This window comes from Citrobacter sp. Cpo100, from assembly GCF_030332595.1.
GTDB lineage: Bacteria > Pseudomonadota > Gammaproteobacteria > Enterobacterales > Enterobacteriaceae > Citrobacter > Citrobacter portucalensis.
In genome coordinates, this window is sequence record NZ_JAOWHM010000033.1 from 116,823 (window position 1) to 138,322 (window position 21,500).

A 21,500-nucleotide genomic window follows, 5' to 3' on the forward strand; every position below is an offset into this window, starting at 1 on the left:
GACGCCCGCCATAAACTGCCAGGCATCAAATAAAGTGAAGAAGCCCATCCTGACGGATGGGCTTTTTTGCGTCTGTGCGGGATGAAAACCGCCGGATGCGGCGTACCGCCTTATCCGGCCTGCAGGGGCCGGGCTGAACGTATTTTGTAGGCCTGATAAGCGCAGCGCATCAGGCACATCACAACACCGCACCATCGGGTGCAAAGCTATATCCTGAGCCTCCATAACACAAGCCATCCTGCGGTATATGCAGTAAACCCCCAATCTGAATTTTCTGTATTACCTCCCGAAAATATCAGGATCGCCTGCGACAGTTACGTGTACCTTTATCTATAAGTAAGGGTCTATCCGGAGAATAAAGTGTTCGGAAAAATGGTATTAAACTACATGCCAGGGCTAAAAAATTTATTAGCGTACGATAAAAGCTGGCTAAAACATGATGTTAAAGCCGGGTTATCCGTTGCTGCCGTAGCACTACCGGTTGCGATTGCTTACGCTGAGTTGGCGGGAGTCGGGGCTATCGTCGGGTTATATTCCTGCGTTTTGCCAATGCTAGCTTATGCGCTGTTTGGTTCTTCCCGCCAATTGATTGTTGGTCCTGATGCCACGACCTGCGCGGTAATTGCAGCCGTTGTAGTTCCTCTTTCTGCCGGAAACCCAGAACTTCACTGGCAGTTGACAATTGTCATGACTGTGATGATGGGGGGATGGTGCCTGCTTGCCAGTAAATTTCGCCTGGGCGCGCTTGCTGACTTGCTTTCGCATCCCATTCTAACGGGTCTGCTTAACGGGGTTGCCGTGACGATTATTGTCGGGCAACTCGGTAAGGTATTGGGGATTACGCTTGATGAAGAGCAAGTGATTGAGAAGATCATTGCCCTGCCTGGCCGACTCTCAGAAATTCATTTATTAACCTTAGGGATCTCCATCCTAACGTTAGTGATTTTAATAGCTATCAAAACGTTTCGTAGCCAATGGCCAGCACCATTAATTGCTATTGTGATAACAACGGCGCTGGTATGGATTACATCTGCGCAGCAGCATGGGATTGCCACTATTGGGGGATCGGGCTTTCAGTCTGGTTTGCCCGTCGTTCACTGGGGCTCGTTTCAGCCTGGTCTGGCGCGTGATTTATTGATCCCTGCGCTGAACCTGGCGTTAGTCAGTTTTGTTAGCCTGATGCTAACCGCTCGCAGTTTTGCCGCGAAAAACGGATACGAAATAAATGCTGATGCTGAGTTCAGGGCTTTGGGTATCGCGAATCTAATGTCTGGTTTATCTCAGGGGTTTGCGATTAGCGGAGCCGATTCCCGGACTGCGGTAAATGATTCCTCTGGAGGGAAAAGCCAGCTTGTTTCCGTTGTTGCTGCCTTAATCATCGGAATCGTCGTGGTATTTTTCACGCAGCCATTACAATTTATTCCGGTATCTGCATTAGGCATTGTTCTAATTTATGCATCGTGGTCATTAATTGATTTACGCGGACTCTGGAACCTGAGGCGAAGAAATAAACCCGCATTTCGCCTGGCGTTCTTCACCTTTGGCTGTGTTCTGATTATTGGGGTTATTCAGGGGATTGGCCTTGCGGTATTGTTGGGTCTGTTGCAGTTCCTGCGCACAGTTTTCCGTCCTACTGAACACTTATTGGGAATTGACGAAAATGGGATGATTCACTCATTAGGTAATACAACCGATGTGAAAATTATCCCTGGCGTGTTGATGTACCGGTTTAACTCACCGCTGACCTATTTTAATGTGGCCTATTTTAAGCGCCGCGTTTTGAATTTAGTCGATGGTGCAGTACTACAACCTAAATGGGTGGTCATTGACGCCGTTTCTTGCTTTACCTATTCAGATATCAGCGTCCTGGCAACCATTAATGAGTTAAAACGGGACCTGAAGGGGCGGAAGATTAAGTTAATTCTTGCGGGCCGGAAAACGGAGTTAACACGCTGGTTTAAGGAGAGTCGACCGACAATGAAAGATGACGACATGATTCTGACACCAGACCTTTATTTGGCGCTCCGGTTCATTCAAAGCAAAGAAAGCATGAGTGAGGATGAATCTGGCGTTGTTGAATAAAGCAGATTTAGGTAAATGATCAGGCTGGATGGAAGGTGCCTGTGGCGATGAACATGCCCAGACACCCATTTGCTAAAGGGCGATCAGCATCCGCGCGGGGACGGTGAGATCCCCAGCAGAGCATTGATACCGACATGCTACCTGAAATATAAGCAGTGTGACTGTTGTTAACCTTACGCTATGAATGCGACAGATCGCTTAAATGCTTTCCTTCCCATTGCTGGCTTCGAGCTCGCGGATCAAGCGCTTGTTGATCTTGCCGACGCTGGTTTTGGGAATTTCTGGGACTATCCTTATCTGTCGTGGGATCGCCCATTTAGTGATGTGGCCGCGGTCGACGAATCCTTGTAGATGTGCCGCTATGGCCTGCGGCTCCAGGTCTTCTCCTTCCTTGCAAACCACCAGAGCCAGGGGGCGTTCGCCCCACTGTTCATCAGGTATCCCGACGACGGCTACCGACCTGACCGCCGCGTGTGAGCTGATGAGGCTCTCCAGCTCCAGCGTGCTTATCCACTCACCGCCCGTCTTGATTACGTCTTTGATGCGATCCTTGATTTCCACTATCCCAAGGGGATCGATAGAGGCAATGTCGCCGGTATGCAGCCAACTGCCATTCCATAGCTCAGCTCCTTTCTCGGGTTCCTTCAGGTAGCCCTGAGTCAGCCAAGGGGCTCGCACCACTATTTCACCCATGGCTTCGCCGTCGTGCACTACCTCCCGACCTTCGCCATCAACGATACGCAGATCCACCAACGAAACAGGCAGGCCGGTTCGAATCCGCAAGGGTAACTGCTCATCCATGGGAAGGGCCAGCTCGGCATCGCTTAAGTGGGTCATACAGAGCAGGGGACAGGTTTCAGACATACCATAGCCAGCGTGAATGCGTATGCCCTTATGGTGGGCCTGTGTCGCCAGTCCAAGGGACAGTGAACTGCCACCCAGCAACATCTTCCATCCCGACAGATCGGTCCGTGTGGCTTCGTCGCACTCGAGGATCATTTGCAAGATGGTTGGCACACAGTGCGAGAAGGTTACACCCTCATCGTGATAGAACCGCACCAGCTTGTTGGGTTCGTAACGACCGGGGTAGACCTGCTTCACACCAAGCATTGTTGCGACATAGGGAGCGCCCCAGGCGTGCACGTGAAACATAGGAGTGATCGGCATATAGACATCGTTCGATCGTAGCAGCGACTGTCCCTCGTAGGCTGCCAGGAGGCCCAGCTCATTGAGCGTGTGCAGGACCAGCTGACGATGGCTGAAGTAGACCCCCTTGGGATTGCCCGTGGTTCCAGTGGTGTAGAACAAGGTCGCTACCGAGTTTTCATCGAAGTCGGGGAAGTCAAAGCGATCTCCCGCTGCGGCCAGAAGGGGCTCATATTCCCCCAGCACCGGCAGGCTGGTTGCCTTCGATTCTTCGTCGCTAAGCTGGATGTATCCCCGGACAGTGGTCAGTGTCTCTGCCAGTGACTCGACAACCGGCAAGAAGTCGTCGTGCACCAGTACCAGGTTGTCCTCGGCATGATTCATGGTGTAAGCGATTTGGTCCGCCGAGAAGCGGACGTTCACCGTGTGTAGCACGGCACCAATCATAGGCACCGCGAAGAAGCACTCGAGGGCGCGATGGCTGTCCCAATCTAGCAGGGCGACGGTGTCTCCAGGCATGACACCGGCCGCTGTCAGCATGTTTGCCAGGCGATGGATGCGCTGTTTGAGGGTGCGATAGTCGTAACGCAGCTTGTCGGCGTAGACGATTTCTCGCTCGGGATGAGAACGCCCACCCGACAGCAGCAAGCTCTTGATCAGCAACGGATAGGCATGGGCTCCCTGCGCTGACTGTATGATTCTTGTTTTCACCATCCAGATTCCTCGTTGACTCATTATTTGCTCGGTATGATGGCAATTGTAGATGAAGGTTGGTATTTACTCCCTGGCGTTTGCTTCAGATGTCGAGGCGGCGCACCAACTCCAGCCCCTGGGGATGAATGTGCATACCCTACAACGCCATCTGGAAGAGGGGGGGGCGACCTTCAGCGAGCTTATCAATGAAATGCGGCGCGACCTGGCGCTCCCGCAACAGTATTGTGCCCAAGGTTGTTCAGATAAATTACTCAAATCTGGCCTATGGATAAGCACGCCAGAAAAAGAGGTGTGCCTGATACCGCTATATTTTTTGCAGTACCATCGTGGTTCCAGTGAAAGGTTTAAGTGTCGTGATGAGGTGGGGTAGGAGTTGCTGTGGTCAGAACGATAAGAAATCTCGCGGAGCCCAGAAAGCAAAAAACCCGCCATAGGCGGGTTCTTCTAAATAGTGGTGCCCGGACTCGGAATCGAACCAAGGACACGGGGATTTTCAATCCCCTGCTCTACCGACTGAGCTATCCGGGCAACGGGGCGCATTAAACCGTATTCACGTCTGTCAGTCAATCAAATTTCTGGAAACATTGTTCAACCGCTTAATATTGCGGCAATCTGCATGGTTATGCCTGAAGTTTGCACAAATCTATCCGGCAGAGGCGACGAAAACAGATAATGCTCGCTTAGGTCAGCGCACCGCCCATTCGGCACTGGGCAAAGCGCAGGATATCTTCAGCCAGGCGGTGTGCCGTTTCGACATCTGCATGGCTACGATTAACCAGCATGCGGCTCAGGCAGCCTTCCAGCACCAGTTCCATCTGTTTGGCGACCATTGCCGGGTCGTCAACTTCCAGCGTCGTCAGCAGCTCATGGGTGAAGTCATGTGCCGCCTTTTTTTGCTGATCGGCTAACTGATGGATCGGATGCCCGGGATCGGGGTAAAACGTACAAGCGGCGATGAACAGACAGCCGGGATAGCGATTATTGCTCACGCATTCGGACAGCGCAGTGTAGCGCGCCAGTAATTTCTGCTCAGCGCTCAGCGTGTCATCCAGCAAAAGCTGACGCCGCCAGATATCCACCCGCTGGCTGAGGTAGCGTAGCGCATCGTACAGAATGGCCTCTTTATCGGGCCAAAAGCGCTGCAGTTCATCCAGAGGATAATCGATGCGTTCGGCCACCATTTCCAGCGTGGTATTGGCTATCCCTTGCACCTCAAGTAATTTCAGGGCTTCTCCCAGGACATCTTCACGTTGCACGGTATTCTCCTCCGTATTTCCTGTTGCAAGTGTCGCTCACGGTTGGCGATCGCGCAAATGTGCGCTGAAGGTCGCGGCATCCATAAAGCCCGTAACCCGAGCTTCCGGGTGCTCTTTCCCCTTGGCATCAAAGAACAAGATAGTCGGCAAACCTAAAACCTGTAGATGTTTCAGGAGAGCGACATCCTGGGCATTATTTGCTGTCACATCCGCCTGCAATAGCACCGTGTTGCCTAGCGCTTGCTGAACCTGCGGATTACTGAACGTGTACTTTTCAAATTCCTTACAGGCTACACACCAGTCGGCATACAGATCCAGCATGACTGGCCTGCCTTTAGCTTGCGCCAGTGCTTGATTTAATGCATCTACCGATGCCACCGGCGTGAAGTTAAGATGTGCCTGGGTTTGAGCATGTGGCGCGCCGAACGCCCAGTCTTGCAATGGACGCACGCTTACCAGTGCTGCGGCTAACAGGACAATCTGCACGATACGCATCCAGGCGTGCTTTGCCTGTAGGCTGGTGATGAACGCCCAGCCAAAGAACGCGACGCCTAGCAGTGACCATAAGCGAACGCCCCACTCGTCGCCAACGATACGTTCGAGTAAGAAGACGGGAAGCGCCAGAATGACAAAGCCAAAAGCGGTTTTGACATGCTCCATCCATGGGCCACTTTTAGGCAGCAGGCGGTTGCCAAATACGGTAATCAACATCAGGGGTAAGCCCATCCCCAACGCATACAGATACAGTGTGCCGCCTCCCAGCCACATGTTCCCGCTCTGAGCGATATACAGCAAAATCGCGCTTAGCGGGGCCGTTGTGCAAGGAGAACAGATGAGGCCAGCAATCGCCCCCATCGCAAAGACGCTGCCGGGAGATCCGCCTTGCTGGCGGTTACTCATTAGCGTGAGACGGGTTTGCAGTGATGAAGGCAATTGCAGCGTGAACAGGCCAAACATCGACAGAGCCAGCAGCGTAAAGATGACGGCAAGGCCAATCAGGACGTAGGGATGCTGAAGCGCAGCCTGGAACTGCAAACCGGCGGCTGCAACAACCAAACCCAGCGCGGTATAGGTGAGCGCCATCCCTTGAACGTAGATAAACGTCAGCAACAGTGCCCGTCCGGTTGATAAGCGCTGCTTGCCACCCAGTACGATACCGGAAATCAGCGGATACATCGGCAGTACGCAAGGCGTAAACGCGATACCAATTCCGATCAGCAATGCCCACAGTGCGGAGAAGGGGAGTTGGGCCGCGGACTGCGGTTTCTCTTGCGGATCTGCAGTGGTTGGGGCTGGCGCAGAGGCGGCCGCGGAACCAGCAGACACTTCACTTAATGGCACCGTTTTTGTTTCTGGTGGATAGCAAAATCCGGCGTCGGCGCAGCCCTGATATGTGACCGTTAATGTTGCGCCAGACTTAGCCTGATTGACCGTGATCGGGACAGTCAGCTGTTTACGGTAAATCTCACTTTTGCCGTAAAACTCATCTTCATGCCAGACGCCTGGCGGCAATTTTACCTCAGCAATATCGGCCTGAGATGGCGTAATGCTTATCTGTTTGCGATACAGATAGTAGCCATCTTTAACCTGCCATGTGAGGTTCAGATCGTGTTGGTTTTGCTGAAAATCAAAAACAAACGCCCGATCGGCAGGAACAAACTGCGAGCGGCCAGGCGCGTCAAATAATCCGGCAAAGGTAGATGTGCTGCACAGCAGCAGGATCAGCGTAAGGATGCGTTGAGCCATGAGCGGTAATCAAAGTCTCCGTGAGTGACGGGTAAAACCAGAAGTTCAGGCGTTTGATACGGATGATGTGACTTCAGGCAATCGAGAAGGGCTTGCTGGTGTGTGACGGTGGTTTTTAAAATCATCTGGACTTCATATTCCTGTTCCAGTTTGCCTTCCCAATAGTAGAGGGAGGTCGCACCGGGTAGCAGGGTCACGCAAGCAGCCAGCTTTTCCGCCAGCACTTTGGCGGCGAGATCCTGGGCGGTTGCTTCATCCGGGGCGGTACAGAGCACCACAACGGTATCGGGGATGGAAATATCCTGACTCTTTACATCAAGCATAAACACCTCGAAAGAACAGAGTAACCAGCAAAAGAGTGGTCACTATACAACGGACGAGGGAAGGATGTTAGTTAAAGCGGGGTGGGGAGGAGGAACTGCAGGGCGCCCAGGCACCCTGCAGGAAAAACTTACAGCATGAAGCTGCCCAGCAAGAAGCCGAAGCAGACAGCCAGAACCACACCCAGAGTACCCGGGATGAAGAACGGATGGTTAAAGACGAATTTACCAATGCGAGTTGTACCGGTGTCATCCATCTGAACTGCCGCAACCAGAGTTGGGTAGGTTGGCAGAATGAACAGGCCAGAAACCGCGGCGAAAGACGCAACAGCAGTCAGTGGGGAAACGTTCAGAGCCAGAGCCATCGGCATCAGTGCTTTAGCGGTTGCAGCCTGAGAGTACAGCAGTGCAGAAGCAAAGAAGAAGATGACAGCCAGCAGCCACGGATGACCCTGAATTACGCTACCTGCAGTATCTTTGATCCAGTCAATGTTGTGAGATACGAAGGTATCACCCAGCCATGCAACACCCAGGATACAAATACAGGCGCTCATACCGGCTTTGAAAGTGCTGGAGTTCAGGATGGAGTCAGTTTCAACGCGGCAGATGATCGTGGTCAGCGTCGCGATGCTCAGCATGATGATCAGGATTGCGTTGGTGGTGTTCATCAGCGGCTTAGCGACCAGACCGAGGCTTGGGCTGTTGACGATCGCATATACGACGACACAAACCACGCCCAGCAGGAACAACCAAACAGAAGTTTTTGCGCCCGCTTTGATTTCAACTTGTCTTTCACCACGCAGTTCAACCAGGCCTTCTTCCAGACGCTTACGATAAATCGGATCGTCAGACAGTTTGGAGTTGAACAGCGCAGTTACCAGGAAGGACATGACCAGAACAGCCAGCAGGGTGGACGGAATGACCACGGACAGCAGGTGAATGTAGCTGATGCCATGACCTTCCATTACGGAAGACATGTAAACCACGGCTGCGGAGATTGGAGATGCCGTAATCGCAATCTGTGCAGAAACCACTGCAGTAGAGAGCGGACGGCAAGGTTTGATCCCTTGTTCTTTCGCAACTTCAGCGATAACTGGCAGCGTTGCCAGAGAGATGTTGCCGGTACCTGCGAAGATAGTCAGGAAATAGGTCACGATAGGTGCAAGGATCGTGATGTATTTCGGGTTTTTACGCAGCAGTTTTTCAGTTTGATGAACCAGATAGTCCAGACCACCTGCAATCTGCATAGCTGAAATGGCAGCGATAACCGCCATGATGATGGAAATAACATCGAACGGGATATTACCGGGTTTTACGCCGATAGCGGCGAGAACCAGAACACCCAGCCCACCTGCAAATCCAATACCGATACCCCCAAGTCTGGCACCTAAAAAGATTGCCAGCAAAACGATGATAAGTTCTAAAACTATCATATTAGCCTTCCTTGTTGTTTAACAAGTTGATATTAAATTGTTGTTTTTAAGTAACTTCGAGTAAGAAAAAAGGCACGTCATCATGACGTGCCTTCTCCGGTACTACCCTACACGATTACTGTTCGCTTTCATCAGTATAACGTTTTGCTTTATAAGCAGGGTGCATCAGGTTCTGTGCAGAGAAGATATCGTCCAGTTCAGACTCGGTCAACAGACCGCGCTCCAGGACAACTTCACGTACGCTCTTACCGGTTTCGGCACAAATTTTACCGACGATGTCGCCGTTGTGGTGACCAATGAACGGGTTGAGGTAAGTAACGATGCCGATGGAGTTGAATACAAACGCTTCACAGACTTCTTTGTTAGCAGTGATACCACTAACGCATTTTTCCAGCAGGTTGTAGCAAGCATTGCTCAGAATGTGAATGGATTCAAACATTGCCTGACCAATGACCGGCTCCATTACGTTCAGCTGCAGCTGACCAGCTTCAGATGCCATGGTTACAGTGATGTCGTTACCGATGACTTTGAAGCACACCTGGTTTACGACTTCCGGAACAACCGGGTTCACTTTAGCTGGCATGATAGAAGAACCAGCCTGCAGTTCCGGCAGGTTGATCTCGTTCAGACCCGCACGCGGACCAGAGGAGAGTAAACGCAGGTCGTTACAGATTTTGGACATCTTCACAGCCAGACGTTTCAGTGCGCCGTGCACCATAACGTATGCGCCACAGTCAGAAGTTGCTTCAATCAGATCTTCTGCCGGAACACAGGCGAAGCCAGTGACTTCAGCCAGTTTCTGTACTGCCAGCGGAGAGTACTCTTTCGGTGTGTTCAGACCAGTACCGATTGCTGTCGCGCCGAGGTTAACTTCCAGCAGCAGCTCAGCGGTACGGCTAATGTTTTTCACTTCTTCTTTCAACAGTACGCTAAAAGCATGGAATTCCTGACCGAGGGTCATCGGTACAGCATCCTGCAGCTGGGTACGACCCATTTTCAGGATGTCCTGGAATTCAACAGCTTTTTTCTCGAAGCCTTCGCGCAGCTGGTTCAGTGCATCAACCAGTTTGATGATGGATGCGTATACAGCGATACGGAAGCCAGTTGGGTATGCGTCGTTGGTAGACTGACATTTGTTAACGTGGTCGTTCGGGTTCAGGTACTGATATTCACCTTTCTGGTGACCCATCAGTTCCAGACCGATATTGGCCAGAACTTCGTTGGTGTTCATGTTGACGGAGGTACCCGCACCACCCTGGTAAACGTCTACCGGGAACTGATCCATGCATTTTCCGTTATTCAGGACTTCATCACACGCCGCGATGATGGCATTTGCCACACTCTTAGGAATGGTTTGCAGCTCTTTGTTGGCCATAGCCGCTGCCTTTTTAACCATTACCATACCGCGAACAAATTCAGGAATATCGCTGATTTTGTTGTTGCTAATGTAGAAGTTTTCAATCGCTCTCAGAGTGTGGACACCGTAGTAGGCGTCCGCTGGAACTTCCCTGGTACCCAACAAGTCTTCTTCGATACGAATGTTGTTTAACATGTGAACCTTCTTTTTCAAGCTGCCAATGATTTGACTAAACACACAGGATATATGTGATTTCGATTGTTTCTCGACCGACGATTATCCCCTGCATCGGTCTGATACCCGAGATCATATGCTGGTTCAGGATTTCTACCGTAATCTGGATCACTTAAAGCGTGGAATTTACCCCTTATTTATTATTCTGTGAAATGGATCACCCCTTTGTGATTAACCCTAAATATTAGTGTACAAGCCACTTGAAATTTTGCTAACCACCACAATATCAAATCGATGCGATTAACATAATTTTTCGAACAGAAGTTGAACAAAACGGCTGTTATTAACAGGAGATCCCTTTGCGCTGGATACCATTACTTGCCATTTTTCTCTATGTTTACATAGAGATATCTATCTTTATTCAGGTTGCCCATGTGATGGGCGTCCTGATGACGCTGATTTTGGTTATTTTTACATCGGTTATCGGTATGTCTCTGGTTCGTAATCAGGGATTTAAGAACTTTTTACTGATGCAACAGAAAATGGCGGCAGGTGAAAGTCCGGCTGCAGAAATGATCAAAAGCGTATCGCTGATTATTGCCGGTCTGCTGTTGGTGCTGCCCGGATTTTTCACCGATTTCCTCGGTCTTCTTCTTTTATTACCCCCGGTGCAAAAACATCTGACGATGAAACTGCTGCCACATTTGCGTTTTTCGCGTATGCCTGGCGGTGGTTTTAGCGCCGGAACGGGTGGCGGTGAGACTTTTGATGGTGAATTTCAGCGCAAGGATGACAAGCGCGACAGCATCGAACATAAAGACGATCGTCGGGATTAAGCATCAGTATGTAGGCCGGATAAGCGTTAGCGTCATCCGGCAAAAGTGTTTATAGGCCGGATGATGGCGTCAACGTTGCCTTATCCGGCCTGCGGGGTAAAAACAGCCACAGTCCTGCCAGCATAATCAACGCGTACAGACTCTTCCAGCCGACCATCGCCAGTAGCAGTAGGCACAGCAGACCGCCAATGACCGCCAGTACGCGATAATGCCCTTTCAGTAATCGACAACCTGCCAGCATGCACAGCAGATAAATCATAATAAAGATGCCGTTGGCGTAGACGATTAACGCATCGAGATTGATTTGCAGCATATAGATGCACAGAGTACTGATTACGCAACAGCCCAATACGGCGTTTAGCGCATTGCGCGGAAGGTGTCGGGGGGACAGACGAGCTAGATAACTCTCCGGCTTATACTGCGCTTGCGACCAGACCAGCCGGGCGAAGCTTTGTATATAAATGTTGAGGCTGGCAAAACAGGCCAGATAACCAATGATGCAGGCGACCCACAGAGCTTGTACGCCAAACAGTTGCACGACGATCTCTGGCAGCGACGCTGCGGCCGCCATTTGCTCGCCGTAGGCACCAAAATGGAGAACGACAACGGTGCATGCCCAATAAACAGACCCTGCCAGCAGCAGGCCGATCATCAGTGCGCGTGGGAAGTCTCGCTCCGGATTTTTGAATTCAGACGCCAGGTGAGCAAACGCTTCAAGGCCGACAAAGCACCAGAACATGACCGACAACGCGGCGAACAGGCCGGGAAGCTCAATATCGGTAATCGCAGGGAAGGGGATTTCGCCAGGTGTCAGATCGCCCGCCCACCAGATAGCAACAATCAGGGCAACAATCAGTCCTGCAATGACCGTTTGTAGATTCGCGCTGGAGCTTGCGCCGCGAGAGCCGATGTACCAAACCAATGCCAGCGTACCGAGCTCAGCCAGCAAAAGCTGCTCGTCATGCCAGCCAAACATCGCCTGACCGAATCCGGCGGCGATATGCAATGCCGCAGGCAAACCGACAGGAATGACCGACAAAAATAGCCATCCGGTGACGCGCTCCAGGCGTGAACCAAAGGCCATGCCGACAAAATGCGCCACACCGCCTGCGCTGGGAAAATGACGACCCAGTACGGCGAAGACAATCGCTACGGGAAAGACCAAAACAATCAGCACCGGCCATGCCCACAGGCTGTTGTTGCCCGCAACCAGTGCGGCCAGCGCGGGGACGGCAAAAACGCCTGTACCTAACAATGATGTCGACAACAGGCCAACGCCCTGAGCCAGTCCCAGCTCTTGTTTCAGTCCGCTCATAAGTTGTTATCCGGTTATGCCCATTGACCGGGCTACAGCGCAGATTTTTGATGGTATCACAATCAGATTTGCTTATGACGACGTGACTGAAATCGTTATGAAATGTGAGGTGCGTCGGCGTTTTGACGGGATTTTCTGCTGATAAAAATTTTTTTTCGCTTGCCCCCTTGAAGGCACAAAACCCCATCCCCATCTCTCTGGTCACTAGCCGGGAAACCGTTTACGGGCCGGCGTCACCCATAACTGATAAAGACTTTCTCAAAGGAGAGCTATCAATGAGTATTCGTCCGTTACATGATCGTGTGATCGTCAAACGTAAAGAAGTTGAATCCAAATCTGCTGGCGGCATCGTACTGACTGGTTCTGCAGCAGGTAAATCAACTCGTGGCGAAATCATCGCTGTCGGTAAGGGTCGCATCCTGGACAACGGTACCGTACAGCCGCTGGACGTGAAAGTCGGCGATATCGTTATTTTCAACGATGGCTACGGTGTTAAATCTGAGAAGATCGACAATGAAGAAGTGTTGATCATGTCTGAAAGCGACATCCTGGCGATTGTTGAAGCCTAATCCGCGAACGACACTGAACATACGAATTTAAGGGAAAGAGAAAATGGCAGCTAAAGACGTAAAATTCGGTAACGACGCTCGTGTGAAAATGCTGCGCGGCGTAAACGTACTGGCAGATGCAGTGAAAGTTACCCTCGGTCCAAAAGGCCGTAACGTAGTTCTGGATAAATCTTTCGGTGCACCGACCATCACTAAAGATGGTGTTTCCGTAGCACGTGAAATCGAACTGGAAGACAAGTTCGAAAACATGGGTGCGCAGATGGTGAAAGAAGTTGCCTCTAAAGCGAACGACGCTGCAGGTGACGGTACCACCACCGCAACCGTACTGGCTCAGTCCATCATCACTGAAGGTCTGAAAGCCGTTGCTGCGGGCATGAACCCGATGGATCTGAAACGTGGTATCGACAAAGCTGTCGCTGCTGCTGTTGAAGAACTGAAAGCACTGTCAGTACCGTGCTCCGACTCTAAAGCTATTGCTCAGGTTGGTACCATCTCCGCTAACTCCGACGAAACCGTAGGTAAACTGATCGCTGAAGCGATGGACAAAGTCGGTAAAGAAGGCGTGATCACCGTTGAAGACGGTACCGGTCTGCAGGACGAACTGGACGTGGTTGAAGGTATGCAGTTCGACCGTGGCTACCTGTCTCCTTACTTCATCAACAAGCCGGAAACTGGCGCAGTAGAGCTGGAAAGCCCGTTCATCCTGCTGGCTGACAAGAAAATCTCCAACATCCGCGAAATGCTGCCGGTTCTGGAAGCTGTAGCGAAAGCAGGCAAACCGCTGCTGATCATCGCTGAAGATGTTGAAGGCGAAGCGCTGGCAACTCTGGTTGTTAACACCATGCGCGGTATCGTGAAAGTCGCTGCGGTTAAAGCACCTGGCTTCGGCGATCGTCGTAAAGCAATGCTGCAGGATATCGCTACCCTGACCGGTGGTACCGTTATCTCTGAAGAGATCGGTATGGAGCTGGAAAAAGCAACTCTGGAAGATCTGGGTCAGGCGAAACGCGTTGTTATCAACAAAGATACCACCACCATCATTGATGGCGTGGGCGACGAAGCTGCAATCCAGGGTCGCGTGACTCAGATTCGTCAGCAGATCGAAGAAGCAACTTCCGACTATGACCGTGAAAAACTGCAGGAGCGCGTAGCGAAACTGGCAGGCGGCGTTGCGGTTATCAAAGTTGGTGCTGCGACTGAAGTTGAAATGAAAGAGAAGAAAGCCCGCGTTGAAGATGCCCTGCACGCTACCCGTGCTGCGGTAGAAGAAGGCGTGGTTGCTGGTGGTGGTGTTGCGTTGATTCGCGTAGCGTCTAAAATTGCCGGCCTGAAAGGTCAGAACGAAGACCAGAACGTAGGTATCAAAGTTGCGCTGCGCGCAATGGAAGCTCCGCTGCGTCAAATCGTTCTGAACTGCGGCGAAGAGCCGTCTGTAGTGGCTAACACCGTAAAAGCGGGTGACGGTAACTACGGTTACAACGCTGCAACTGAAGAATACGGCAACATGATCGACATGGGTATCCTGGATCCAACCAAAGTAACTCGTTCTGCTCTGCAGTACGCGGCTTCTGTTGCGGGTCTGATGATCACCACCGAGTGCATGGTTACCGACCTGCCGAAAGGCGATGCGCCTGACTTAGGTGCTGCCGGTATGGGTGGCATGGGTGGAATGGGCGGCATGATGTAATTGCCCACACCCTGCATCCTTCAGGCTGCAGATGCGTTGGCTGCGTTTGCTAACCCCAGTCACTTACTTGAGTAAGCTCCTGGGGATTAACAAACTGGCCGCCTTCCTGCAACCAGAATGATTTGGGTGCTCATCTCCCAGAATTGAGAAACCCTCGGGCAGAAATGTCTGGGGGTTTTTCTTTTGGTCATCTTTTTAGTATATGATTCAGCTACGGACATAACGTCCAACTAATTGATTATGGGGAATGACATGCACGTGAAATATTTAGCAGGGATCGTTGGTGCCGCGCTACTGATGGCGGGTTGTAGCTCCAGCAACGAACTGAGTTCTGCCGGGCAAAGCGTACGTTTTGTTGAAGACAAGCCTGGCGCAGAGTGCCAACTGATAGGCACCGCAACCGGTAAGCAAAGCAACTGGCTTTCAGGCCAGCACGGCGAAGAGGGCGGCTCAATGCGTGGCGCAGCAAACGATCTGCGTAACCAGGCTGCGGCAATGGGCGGTAACGTGATTTATGGCGTCAGCAGCCCATCGCAGGGAATGCTGTCCAGCTTTGTTCCTACCGCCAGTGAGATGATTGGACAGGTTTATAAGTGCCCTAATTGAGAACTGCTGCTGATGCCGGATGGCGACGCTAAAGCGTCTTATCAGGCCTACGGTACGAATGATCGTAGGCCTGATAAGCGCAGCGCCATCAGGCATTCTGAGTCTTATGCGCAGACTGAACGCGTAAATGATGTAATGCGCGCAGGCACTGATCCTGATTGAGCTTTTGCGTCTTATCACCCGTCAACGTTCTGACAAACACCTTGCACGGTACACCGGCAAGTTTTTTCAGCCGCGGGCTGAAGTCGAGAAGACGGCGAGTAATGGCTTCGGCTTCTTTGCTACCGGAAAGGGCGCGAGTTTTCACTACCGAACCACAGAACTGGGCTTTTCCTTTATTGTCTGTATAGCGGTAAATAATCGCCAGATAATGATTAAACAGGTTATGTTTCCATTCGGGTTGTGTATAAGAGTCGTATTCCAGATTGTCGTTTTGCTGACAATCAACATCGTACAGCGGCAGGAAATCCAGCAGCGATGTTATTCGTAGCGCGAGTTCTCTCATGCCAGCATTATTTATTGCGTGAATAATTGCATGCGCCAACACCTGAATCTGTAATTCATTAACCAGTAATTCGCATGTTTGTCCGTCATGTAACGTCAGAGAAAATGTTAAATTCTCGCCTTTGTCATCCACTAACATCAGCGAATTTATGCGACGGTTAATATCCGCATTTTTTAGTTCATCTTCCTGAATTGACGGAATATTCTCGTGCATTTTTTTGCTGGCTTTATCGCATGCCTTTTCATATTGCATACGCTCGTCTTTGTTTAGCTGAGAAATGGCGTACAGCCGGCTCTCCAGCGCGATAAGCAGATCTCTAAGTCCAAGTGGAGAGAGAAAAAAGAGTGATTCCTTGTTTCTTGGTTCTTTTATTTTTAATGCCATGGCAACAAATTCATTCTTTTGGCGAATAATGCCAGTATTAACGCCCTTAATACTTATAGCCATAAAAGGTTCTCCCTAACCATATATTTATTAATATTCTGCATTTGAAACTATTGATAAAATTTACGAATGAATGATTGAACTGCGCTAATTAAAATAGCACAGATTAAAAGCGAGGCTCCACTTGTGGGGATTTAAATAATAAGTAATCGTGGTGAGTGTCCGGAATCGGACACTCAGTAATAGCTATTGTTGACGTAACTGCAGATCCAGCGGTGTTTTACTTGGCTCTCCACCAATTTCACGCGCCAGTTTGGGGACCATATAGCCGGAAACTAGCGTCAGAAGCTCACGCATAATGCGACGCGCTTCATCGTCGCTGACCATAAAGTGTGCGGCACCCTGCACTTTATCCAGCACGTGCAGGTAATAGGGCATCACACCGGCATCAAACAGTGCGTTGCTAAGGTTAGCCAGGGTTTGCGCGTTATCGTTCACGCCACGCAGCAATACGCTTTGGTTGAGTAACGTAACGCCCGCGGCGCGCAGACTGCTCATCGCCTGGCGAAACGTCTGATCAATTTCATTGGCATGGTTAATGTGATTGACCAGCAGAATCTGCAAGGAGGAGTGCGCAAAGCGCTCGACCAGTCCTTCTGTAATGCGCGCCGGGATCACTATCGGCAAACGGCTGTGAACACGCAGACGCTTAATGTGCGGGATAGCTTCCAGTTGCGTGAGCAACCAGTCCAGTTCGTGGTCCTTGGCCATTAACGGATCGCCACCAGAGAAGATGATTTCATCCAGCTCAGGGTGCGCGTTAATGTAGTCGAGGGCGACCTGCCAGTTGCGCTTATTGCCCTGATTTTCGGCGTATGGGAAATGCCGGCGGAAGCAATAGCGACAATTTACCGCGCAACCGCCTTTAACCAGCAGCAGTGCCCGATTGCGATATTTATGCAGCAGACCGGGAACCACGCTGTGCTGTTCTTCCAGTGGATCGGTTGAGTAGCCTGGCGCGGCCACAAACTCTTCCTGGGCAGTCAGTACCTGACGTAAAAGCGGATCGTCCGGGTTGCCTTTCTCCATGCGGGCAATAAACACACGCGGCACGCGCAGGGCGAAAAGCCGTCTCGCGTCGCGTCCGGCCAACAGTTTTTCATCTGCATCTATGTTCAAAAGATGCAGAAGTTCATCGGGATCGGTCACAACATCGGCAAGTTGCGATAACCAATCTTCTCTGGATGGGGTATTTAGGGTTACAATATGCGCCATTTTGTGGCTTAGCTACCAGTTAACAATTTTCAGAGGGCCTTATGGCAACGTACTATAGCAACGATTTTCGTGCTGGTCTTAAAATCATGTTGGACGGCGAACCTTATGCGGTTGAAGCCAGCGAATTCGTTAAACCAGGTAAAGGCCAGGCGTTTGCGCGCGTTAAGCTGCGTCGCCTGCTGACCGGTACTCGCGTAGAGAAAACCTTCAAGTCTACTGACTCCGCTGAAGGCGCAGACGTAGCCGACATGAACCTGACCTTCCTGTATAGCGACGGTGAGTTCTGGCACTTTATGAATAACACCACTTTCGAACAGCTGGCTGCAGACGAGAAAGCGGTAGGCGATAACGCTAAATGGCTACTGGACCAGGCTGAATGCATCGTGACCCTGTGGAACGGTCAGCCGATCTCCGTAACTCCGCCGAACTTCGTTGAGCTGGAAGTTGTTGAAACCGACCCAGGTCTGAAAGGCGATACCGCTGGTACTGGCGGCAAACCGGCTACCCTGTCTACCGGCGCAGTTGTTAAAGTTCCGCTGTTCGTACAGATCGGCGAAGTGATCAAAGTGGATACCCGCTCCGGCGAATACGTTTCTCGCGTAAAATAAGTTTTCCATTTGATCTTATGGCGCAGGTTGCTGCGCCATACTTTTTCCAGGGCAGGAATGATGAAACGTCTTCTCGGTCTTGTAATGCTACTCCTTTTCACCAGCACCCTCATGACGGGATGCAATACCGCGCGCGGCTTCGGTGAAGACATCAAACATCTTGGCAATTCAATTTCTCACGCCGCCAGCTAATCCTTTCATATAGTCCTAAAAACGGTTGTTTATCCATCACACTCCCGGATCTTGTCTATTATTAAGTAGCTATACACAAACAATATTGGCTAGAAAAGGAAGACGTTATGGTTAAGAAGACAATTGCTGCGATCTTTTCTGTGTTGGTACTTTCTTCCGTTTTAACCGCGTGTAATACCACACGAGGCGTAGGACAGGATATCTCTGAAGGCGGTAGCGCAATCTCTGGTGCAGCGACAAAAGCTCAGCAATAATGAAGAACGGTACGACGTACGTGTCGTACCGTTAATCTCCCTTCCCTGGGAGTGAAAGGAACGGCGAGAAGCGGTTCCCCAGGTGCAGTTTCATACGGATATTCCGCTTATAGGTGTAGACCGTTTTGCCATGAATGCTGAGCGCGGCGGCAATGGCATTGTTACTCACACCATCCATCCACATTGATAATACTTTCTCCTCCTGCGGCGTAAGCAAAGGCGTGGCGTTTTTGGCTATTTCTAATGCGGGGCGAACCTGAAGCGCTTCCTGAATTGTGTTGGAGAGTGTGTTCAGCGTGGTGTGCTTGGTCAAGACCGAATGGGCTACGGATTGAGAGGGCACGATGGGGGCATGCTGCCTGTCTGCTGATTGCAGTAAAATCAGTGGGATGACGCCACAACTCATAAAAAAAGGTTTAATTGGCGGACTGGAGTGCGTCTCGCTAATAAAACTGTATAAATCCGCGATCACCAGATGCGGTTTCCATTGCAAAATATGCTCTTTTGCTAACAGGAGATTATTGATTCCTGATACCAGAAATGAGGAGCTGAACCTGCCAGAATGATTAAGCAAGGCCTCTATCCCTGTGCGGGTAAAGTGGCACCGGTCAATCACTAAAATTTTAAGCATAAACGTTTCGCATTCAGAAGAGGGGCAATCGACTTTCTGGTTTCAGAAAGCCCTTCATCATAGAGAACTCCGATGAGTGCCAAATGCGGGAACTACGCCGCTAATTATGCTTAATTCTTGCTTTTAGCAGGCGGTGAATAAAAAGGTTGAAATTCATTTTCTTCCGGGCAAAAATGCCATTTCACACATTAGCTTTGCAGGACGACCTGCAAACGCTTCTTTCACCGGGGACGGCCCCATTGTTCTGGAGCCTGATATGTCCTGGATCGTTTTATTAATTGCAGGTTTGCTCGAAGTTGTCTGGGCGATTGGCCTGAAATACACCCACGGTTTTACGCGTCTTACGCCAAGCATTATCACTATTGCGGCGATGATCGTCAGTATCGCCATGCTCTCCTGGGCAATGCGCACGTTGCCTGTAGGAACCGCTTATGCGGTCTGGACCGGTATTGGCGCTGTTGGGGCGGCCATTACAGGGATTTTGCTGCTGGGTGAGTCTGCCAGCCCGGCACGTTTGCTGAGCCTTGGGCTGATCGTTGCTGGCATTATTGGTCTGAAGCTGAGCACTCACTAAGCGCCAGGCTGTTTCACCCAAATCAGTTTATTCACTTCAAACCCTTCCCGGGTCGCGATGGCTAACATTTGCTGTTTCATTTCATCTGAAATAGTAGGGGTCCGTGAAAGGATCCACAGGTAGTCGCGATCCGGACCACAAACCAGCGCGTGACGATATTCCCGGTCGAGTGCAATTACGTTATACCCGCCATAGAAGGGGCCGAAAAAAGAAACCTTAAGCGCGGCTCTGCTTGGGTCGCCGGTGAAATAGGCTTTCCCTTCCGTTTTCTGCCACATCTCCCTGTCAGGGTTATAGCCCTTGTTAATAACGTTGATGCCGCCGTCGTCGCGCAAGCTGTATGTTGCGGTCACTTTATCCAATCCGCGCTCGAAACGATGGTCGAAGCGCGCAATTTCATACCAGGTTCCCAGATAGCGTTTGGCATCAAAGTTATTTACCACGGTAACGCCTTTCGGCGGTGTCGGGGAGCTACACGCGACAACCAGGAATGCAGCCGTAACTGCAGCAACGACGGGCAAAATGCGCATGGGATTTTCCTTGCTGTATTTTTGTTAAGTGTAGATGACAACAGGAAAAAAAGAGAAAGAAAGGAGGCCCAATATCCTGGGCCTCATCGTTAGTTATTGCAGCTTTTCAAGAATGCGCCAGGCCGCCTCGACACGGACAGGGTTAGGATAGCTTTTGTTTGCCAGCATCACGATGCCAAGGTTTTTTTCTGGAATGAAGGCTACGTAGCTGCCAAATCCTCCAGTGGATCCCGTTTTATGCACCCATGAGGCTTTCACTGCGGGGGCGGGCGGGTTTACCTCAACGGCGGGAAGCGCTGCCAATGCCACTTTGCTGTCGCTACCGTTGATGATCGAATCAGCTTTCAGCGGCCAGTTCAGCATCTCCCAGCCTAATCCCTGGTACATATCGCCAATACGCCAGTAGCGAGACTGCGCAAGCGCAATGCCTTGCTGGAGCGTTTTCTCCTGAACGCGGCTGGCATCCATGTTGGCCTGAACCCAGCGTGCCATATCAATAACGCTGGATTTCACGCCATAGGCTTCGGCGTCAAGTTGTCCCGGAGAAACGTGTACAGGCTTCCCTTCGCGATAGCCCCAGGCATAATCTTTTTGTTCGCTCTGCGGAATCGTAATCCAGGTATGCGCCAGTTTTAATGGCTGCAGGACGCGTTTGGTCATTGCCTCTTCGTAGCTCATACCTGAGGGTTTCACCGCCAGCGCGCCAAACAGACCAATGCTGGAGTTAGCGTAAAGTCTCTTAGCGCCCGGAGCCCATTGAGGCTGCCAGTTTTGATAAAAGTGCAGTAATGCGGCTTTATCAGTAACGTCATCGGGGATCTGCAGCGGTAGGCCGCCTGCCGTATAGGTGGCTAAGTGCAGCAGGCTGATACCCTGCCACTGTTTGCCTGTCAGTTCTGGCCAGTATTTCGTGACCGGATCGCTGAGCTTAATTTCGCCGCGGGCGATAGCATCGCCGCCCAACACGCCGTTAAACGTCTTACTGACCGACCCTAGCTCAAACAGAGTTTGCTGCGTGACTGGGTGGTTATTGGCGATATCGGCTTTACCCCAGGTGAAATAATAGGGTTTTCCCTGGTAGATAACGGCAACGGCCATACCCGGAATAGCCTGCTCCTGCATCAACGGGGTGATGGTGCGATTAACGATATCGGCAATCTGTTGTTCTGTTTTGGCGGCGGCAAACGTGGAGAAAGGGGCTGTCAGCAGCAGAGCGCAGCATAACGATTTTTTCATCATGAAATCAGTTCCGTAATTAAAAGCAAAAGGGTGTCCGGGCCCGTCAGACGCAATCAGTGTGTTTGAT

23 protein-coding genes and 1 tRNA gene are annotated in these 21,500 nt (G+C 51.0%); 10 read left to right on the plus strand and 14 right to left on the minus strand.

Going from position 1 to position 21,500, the window contains the following annotated elements; all coding sequences use genetic code 11:
- Window positions 1-225: hypothetical protein (locus OGX96_RS10845; protein ID WP_286582998.1), on the minus strand; the 225-nt coding region annotated here is incomplete at its 3' end.
- Between the two features lie 135 nt (window positions 226-360).
- Here OGX96_RS10845 and OGX96_RS10850 point away from each other — a divergent pair.
- Window positions 361-2,082, plus strand: a complete 1,722-nt coding sequence (locus OGX96_RS10850; protein WP_286583002.1) for a SulP family inorganic anion transporter — start codon at window positions 361-363, stop codon at window positions 2,080-2,082.
- Between the two features lie 198 nt (window positions 2,083-2,280).
- Here OGX96_RS10850 and OGX96_RS10855 read toward each other — a convergent pair whose 3' ends face one another.
- Complete coding sequence (locus OGX96_RS10855) at window positions 2,281-3,942, minus strand: fatty acid--CoA ligase (RefSeq protein WP_286583004.1); 1,662 nt, start codon at window positions 3,940-3,942, stop codon at window positions 2,281-2,283.
- 49 nt (window positions 3,943-3,991) lie between these two features.
- Here OGX96_RS10855 and OGX96_RS10860 point away from each other — a divergent pair, with 49 nt between their 5' ends.
- Complete coding sequence (locus OGX96_RS10860) at window positions 3,992-4,312, plus strand: hypothetical protein (RefSeq protein WP_286583007.1); 321 nt, start codon at window positions 3,992-3,994, stop codon at window positions 4,310-4,312.
- Between the two features lie 82 nt (window positions 4,313-4,394).
- Here the strand turns inward: OGX96_RS10860 and OGX96_RS10865 are convergent.
- The 6 genes from OGX96_RS10865 to aspA all read right to left on the minus strand — a co-directional run bounded on the left by OGX96_RS10865 (window position 4,395) and on the right by aspA (window position 10,249).
- A tRNA-Phe gene (locus OGX96_RS10865) sits at window positions 4,395-4,470 on the minus strand.
- Window positions 4,471-4,622: 152 nt separating this feature from the next.
- Window positions 4,623-5,198, minus strand: a complete 576-nt coding sequence (locus OGX96_RS10870) for a transcriptional regulator (RefSeq protein WP_008785982.1) — start codon at window positions 5,196-5,198, stop codon at window positions 4,623-4,625.
- 36 nt (window positions 5,199-5,234) lie between these two features.
- Complete coding sequence (locus tag OGX96_RS10875; RefSeq protein WP_286583010.1) at window positions 5,235-6,944, minus strand: protein-disulfide reductase DsbD; 1,710 nt, start codon at window positions 6,942-6,944, stop codon at window positions 5,235-5,237.
- Window positions 6,920-7,267, minus strand: a complete 348-nt coding sequence (gene cutA, locus OGX96_RS10880) for a divalent cation tolerance protein CutA (RefSeq protein ID WP_003025447.1) — start codon at window positions 7,265-7,267, stop codon at window positions 6,920-6,922. The genes OGX96_RS10875 and cutA overlap by 25 nt, the downstream gene beginning before the upstream one ends.
- A 128-nt stretch (window positions 7,268-7,395) precedes the next feature.
- The gene (gene dcuA, locus OGX96_RS10885; RefSeq protein WP_003830670.1) at window positions 7,396-8,697 is read right to left on the minus strand and encodes an anaerobic C4-dicarboxylate transporter DcuA; all 1,302 of its coding nucleotides are present in this window, start codon (window positions 8,695-8,697) and stop codon (window positions 7,396-7,398) included.
- A gap of 115 nt (window positions 8,698-8,812) precedes the next feature.
- Entirely contained in the window at window positions 8,813-10,249 is a 1,437-nt protein-coding gene (gene aspA / locus OGX96_RS10890) for an aspartate ammonia-lyase (RefSeq protein WP_003830668.1), read from the minus strand.
- 338 nt (window positions 10,250-10,587) lie between these two features.
- On the opposite strand from aspA, the gene OGX96_RS10895 reads away from it, so the two are divergent.
- Window positions 10,588-11,064 (plus strand): FxsA family protein, encoded by a 477-nt coding sequence (locus tag OGX96_RS10895; protein WP_003025457.1) that lies wholly within the window; start codon window positions 10,588-10,590, stop codon window positions 11,062-11,064.
- Between the two features lie 49 nt (window positions 11,065-11,113).
- On the opposite strand, the gene yjeH is transcribed toward OGX96_RS10895, so the two are convergent.
- Window positions 11,114-12,379: an L-methionine/branched-chain amino acid transporter gene (gene yjeH, locus OGX96_RS10900; RefSeq protein WP_008785985.1), complete on the minus strand. Its 1,266-nt coding sequence runs from the start codon at window positions 12,377-12,379 to the stop codon at window positions 11,114-11,116.
- 275 nt (window positions 12,380-12,654) lie between these two features.
- On the opposite strand from yjeH, the gene OGX96_RS10905 reads away from it, so the two are divergent.
- From OGX96_RS10905 to OGX96_RS10915, 3 genes are all read left to right on the plus strand, one after another.
- Window positions 12,655-12,948: a co-chaperone GroES gene (locus tag OGX96_RS10905; RefSeq protein WP_000027827.1), complete on the plus strand. Its 294-nt coding sequence runs from the start codon at window positions 12,655-12,657 to the stop codon at window positions 12,946-12,948.
- Between the two features lie 43 nt (window positions 12,949-12,991).
- Window positions 12,992-14,635 carry a chaperonin GroEL gene (gene groL, locus OGX96_RS10910; protein WP_048236304.1) on the plus strand — a complete coding sequence of 548 codons (1,644 nt, stop codon included), beginning with the start codon at window positions 12,992-12,994 and terminating at the stop codon, window positions 14,633-14,635.
- A 252-nt stretch (window positions 14,636-14,887) separates the two neighbouring features.
- On the plus strand, window positions 14,888-15,241 hold the full coding sequence (locus OGX96_RS10915) for a DUF4156 domain-containing protein (RefSeq protein WP_003025468.1): 354 nt from the start codon (window positions 14,888-14,890) through the stop codon (window positions 15,239-15,241).
- 88 nt (window positions 15,242-15,329) lie between these two features.
- Here the strand turns inward: OGX96_RS10915 and yjeJ are convergent, their stop codons facing one another.
- Window positions 15,330-16,193: a YjeJ family protein gene (gene yjeJ, locus OGX96_RS10920; RefSeq protein WP_286583012.1), complete on the minus strand. Its 864-nt coding sequence runs from the start codon at window positions 16,191-16,193 to the stop codon at window positions 15,330-15,332.
- Window positions 16,194-16,376: 183 nt separating this feature from the next.
- A complete protein-coding gene (gene epmB, locus OGX96_RS10925) occupies window positions 16,377-17,405 on the minus strand; it encodes an EF-P beta-lysylation protein EpmB (protein WP_286583015.1) in 1,029 nt (342 codons plus the stop codon).
- Between the two features lie 41 nt (window positions 17,406-17,446).
- On the opposite strand from epmB, the gene efp reads away from it, so the two are divergent.
- From efp to ecnB, 3 genes are all read left to right on the plus strand, one after another.
- Window positions 17,447-18,013: an elongation factor P gene (gene efp / locus OGX96_RS10930; protein ID WP_003025478.1), complete on the plus strand. Its 567-nt coding sequence runs from the start codon at window positions 17,447-17,449 to the stop codon at window positions 18,011-18,013.
- Window positions 18,014-18,070: 57 nt separating this feature from the next.
- On the plus strand, window positions 18,071-18,205 hold the full coding sequence (gene ecnA, locus OGX96_RS10935) for a lipoprotein antitoxin entericidin A (protein WP_048236299.1): 135 nt from the start codon (window positions 18,071-18,073) through the stop codon (window positions 18,203-18,205).
- Between the two features lie 107 nt (window positions 18,206-18,312).
- Window positions 18,313-18,459, plus strand: coding sequence for a lipoprotein toxin entericidin B (ecnB, locus tag OGX96_RS10940; RefSeq protein WP_003025482.1), 147 nt, complete (start codon window positions 18,313-18,315; stop codon window positions 18,457-18,459).
- Window positions 18,460-18,490: 31 nt separating this feature from the next.
- Here ecnB and OGX96_RS10945 read toward each other — a convergent pair whose 3' ends face one another.
- On the minus strand, window positions 18,491-19,090 hold the full coding sequence (locus tag OGX96_RS10945) for a helix-turn-helix transcriptional regulator (RefSeq protein WP_032942159.1): 600 nt from the start codon (window positions 19,088-19,090) through the stop codon (window positions 18,491-18,493).
- 256 nt (window positions 19,091-19,346) lie between these two features.
- On the opposite strand from OGX96_RS10945, the gene sugE reads away from it, so the two are divergent.
- Window positions 19,347-19,664 carry a quaternary ammonium compound efflux SMR transporter SugE gene (gene sugE, locus OGX96_RS10950; RefSeq protein ID WP_000118520.1) on the plus strand — a complete coding sequence of 106 codons (318 nt, stop codon included), beginning with the start codon at window positions 19,347-19,349 and terminating at the stop codon, window positions 19,662-19,664.
- Here the strand turns inward: sugE and OGX96_RS10955 are convergent.
- Both OGX96_RS10955 and blaCMY read right to left on the minus strand, forming a co-directional pair.
- Window positions 19,661-20,194 (minus strand): lipocalin family protein, encoded by a 534-nt coding sequence (locus OGX96_RS10955; RefSeq protein WP_001221666.1) that lies wholly within the window; start codon window positions 20,192-20,194, stop codon window positions 19,661-19,663. The genes sugE and OGX96_RS10955 overlap by 4 nt on opposite strands.
- Before the next feature lie 93 nt (window positions 20,195-20,287).
- The gene (gene blaCMY, locus OGX96_RS10960) at window positions 20,288-21,433 is read right to left on the minus strand and encodes a CMY-2 family class C beta-lactamase (protein ID WP_286583018.1); all 1,146 of its coding nucleotides are present in this window, start codon (window positions 21,431-21,433) and stop codon (window positions 20,288-20,290) included.
- Window positions 21,434-21,500: the final 67 nt, after the last annotated feature.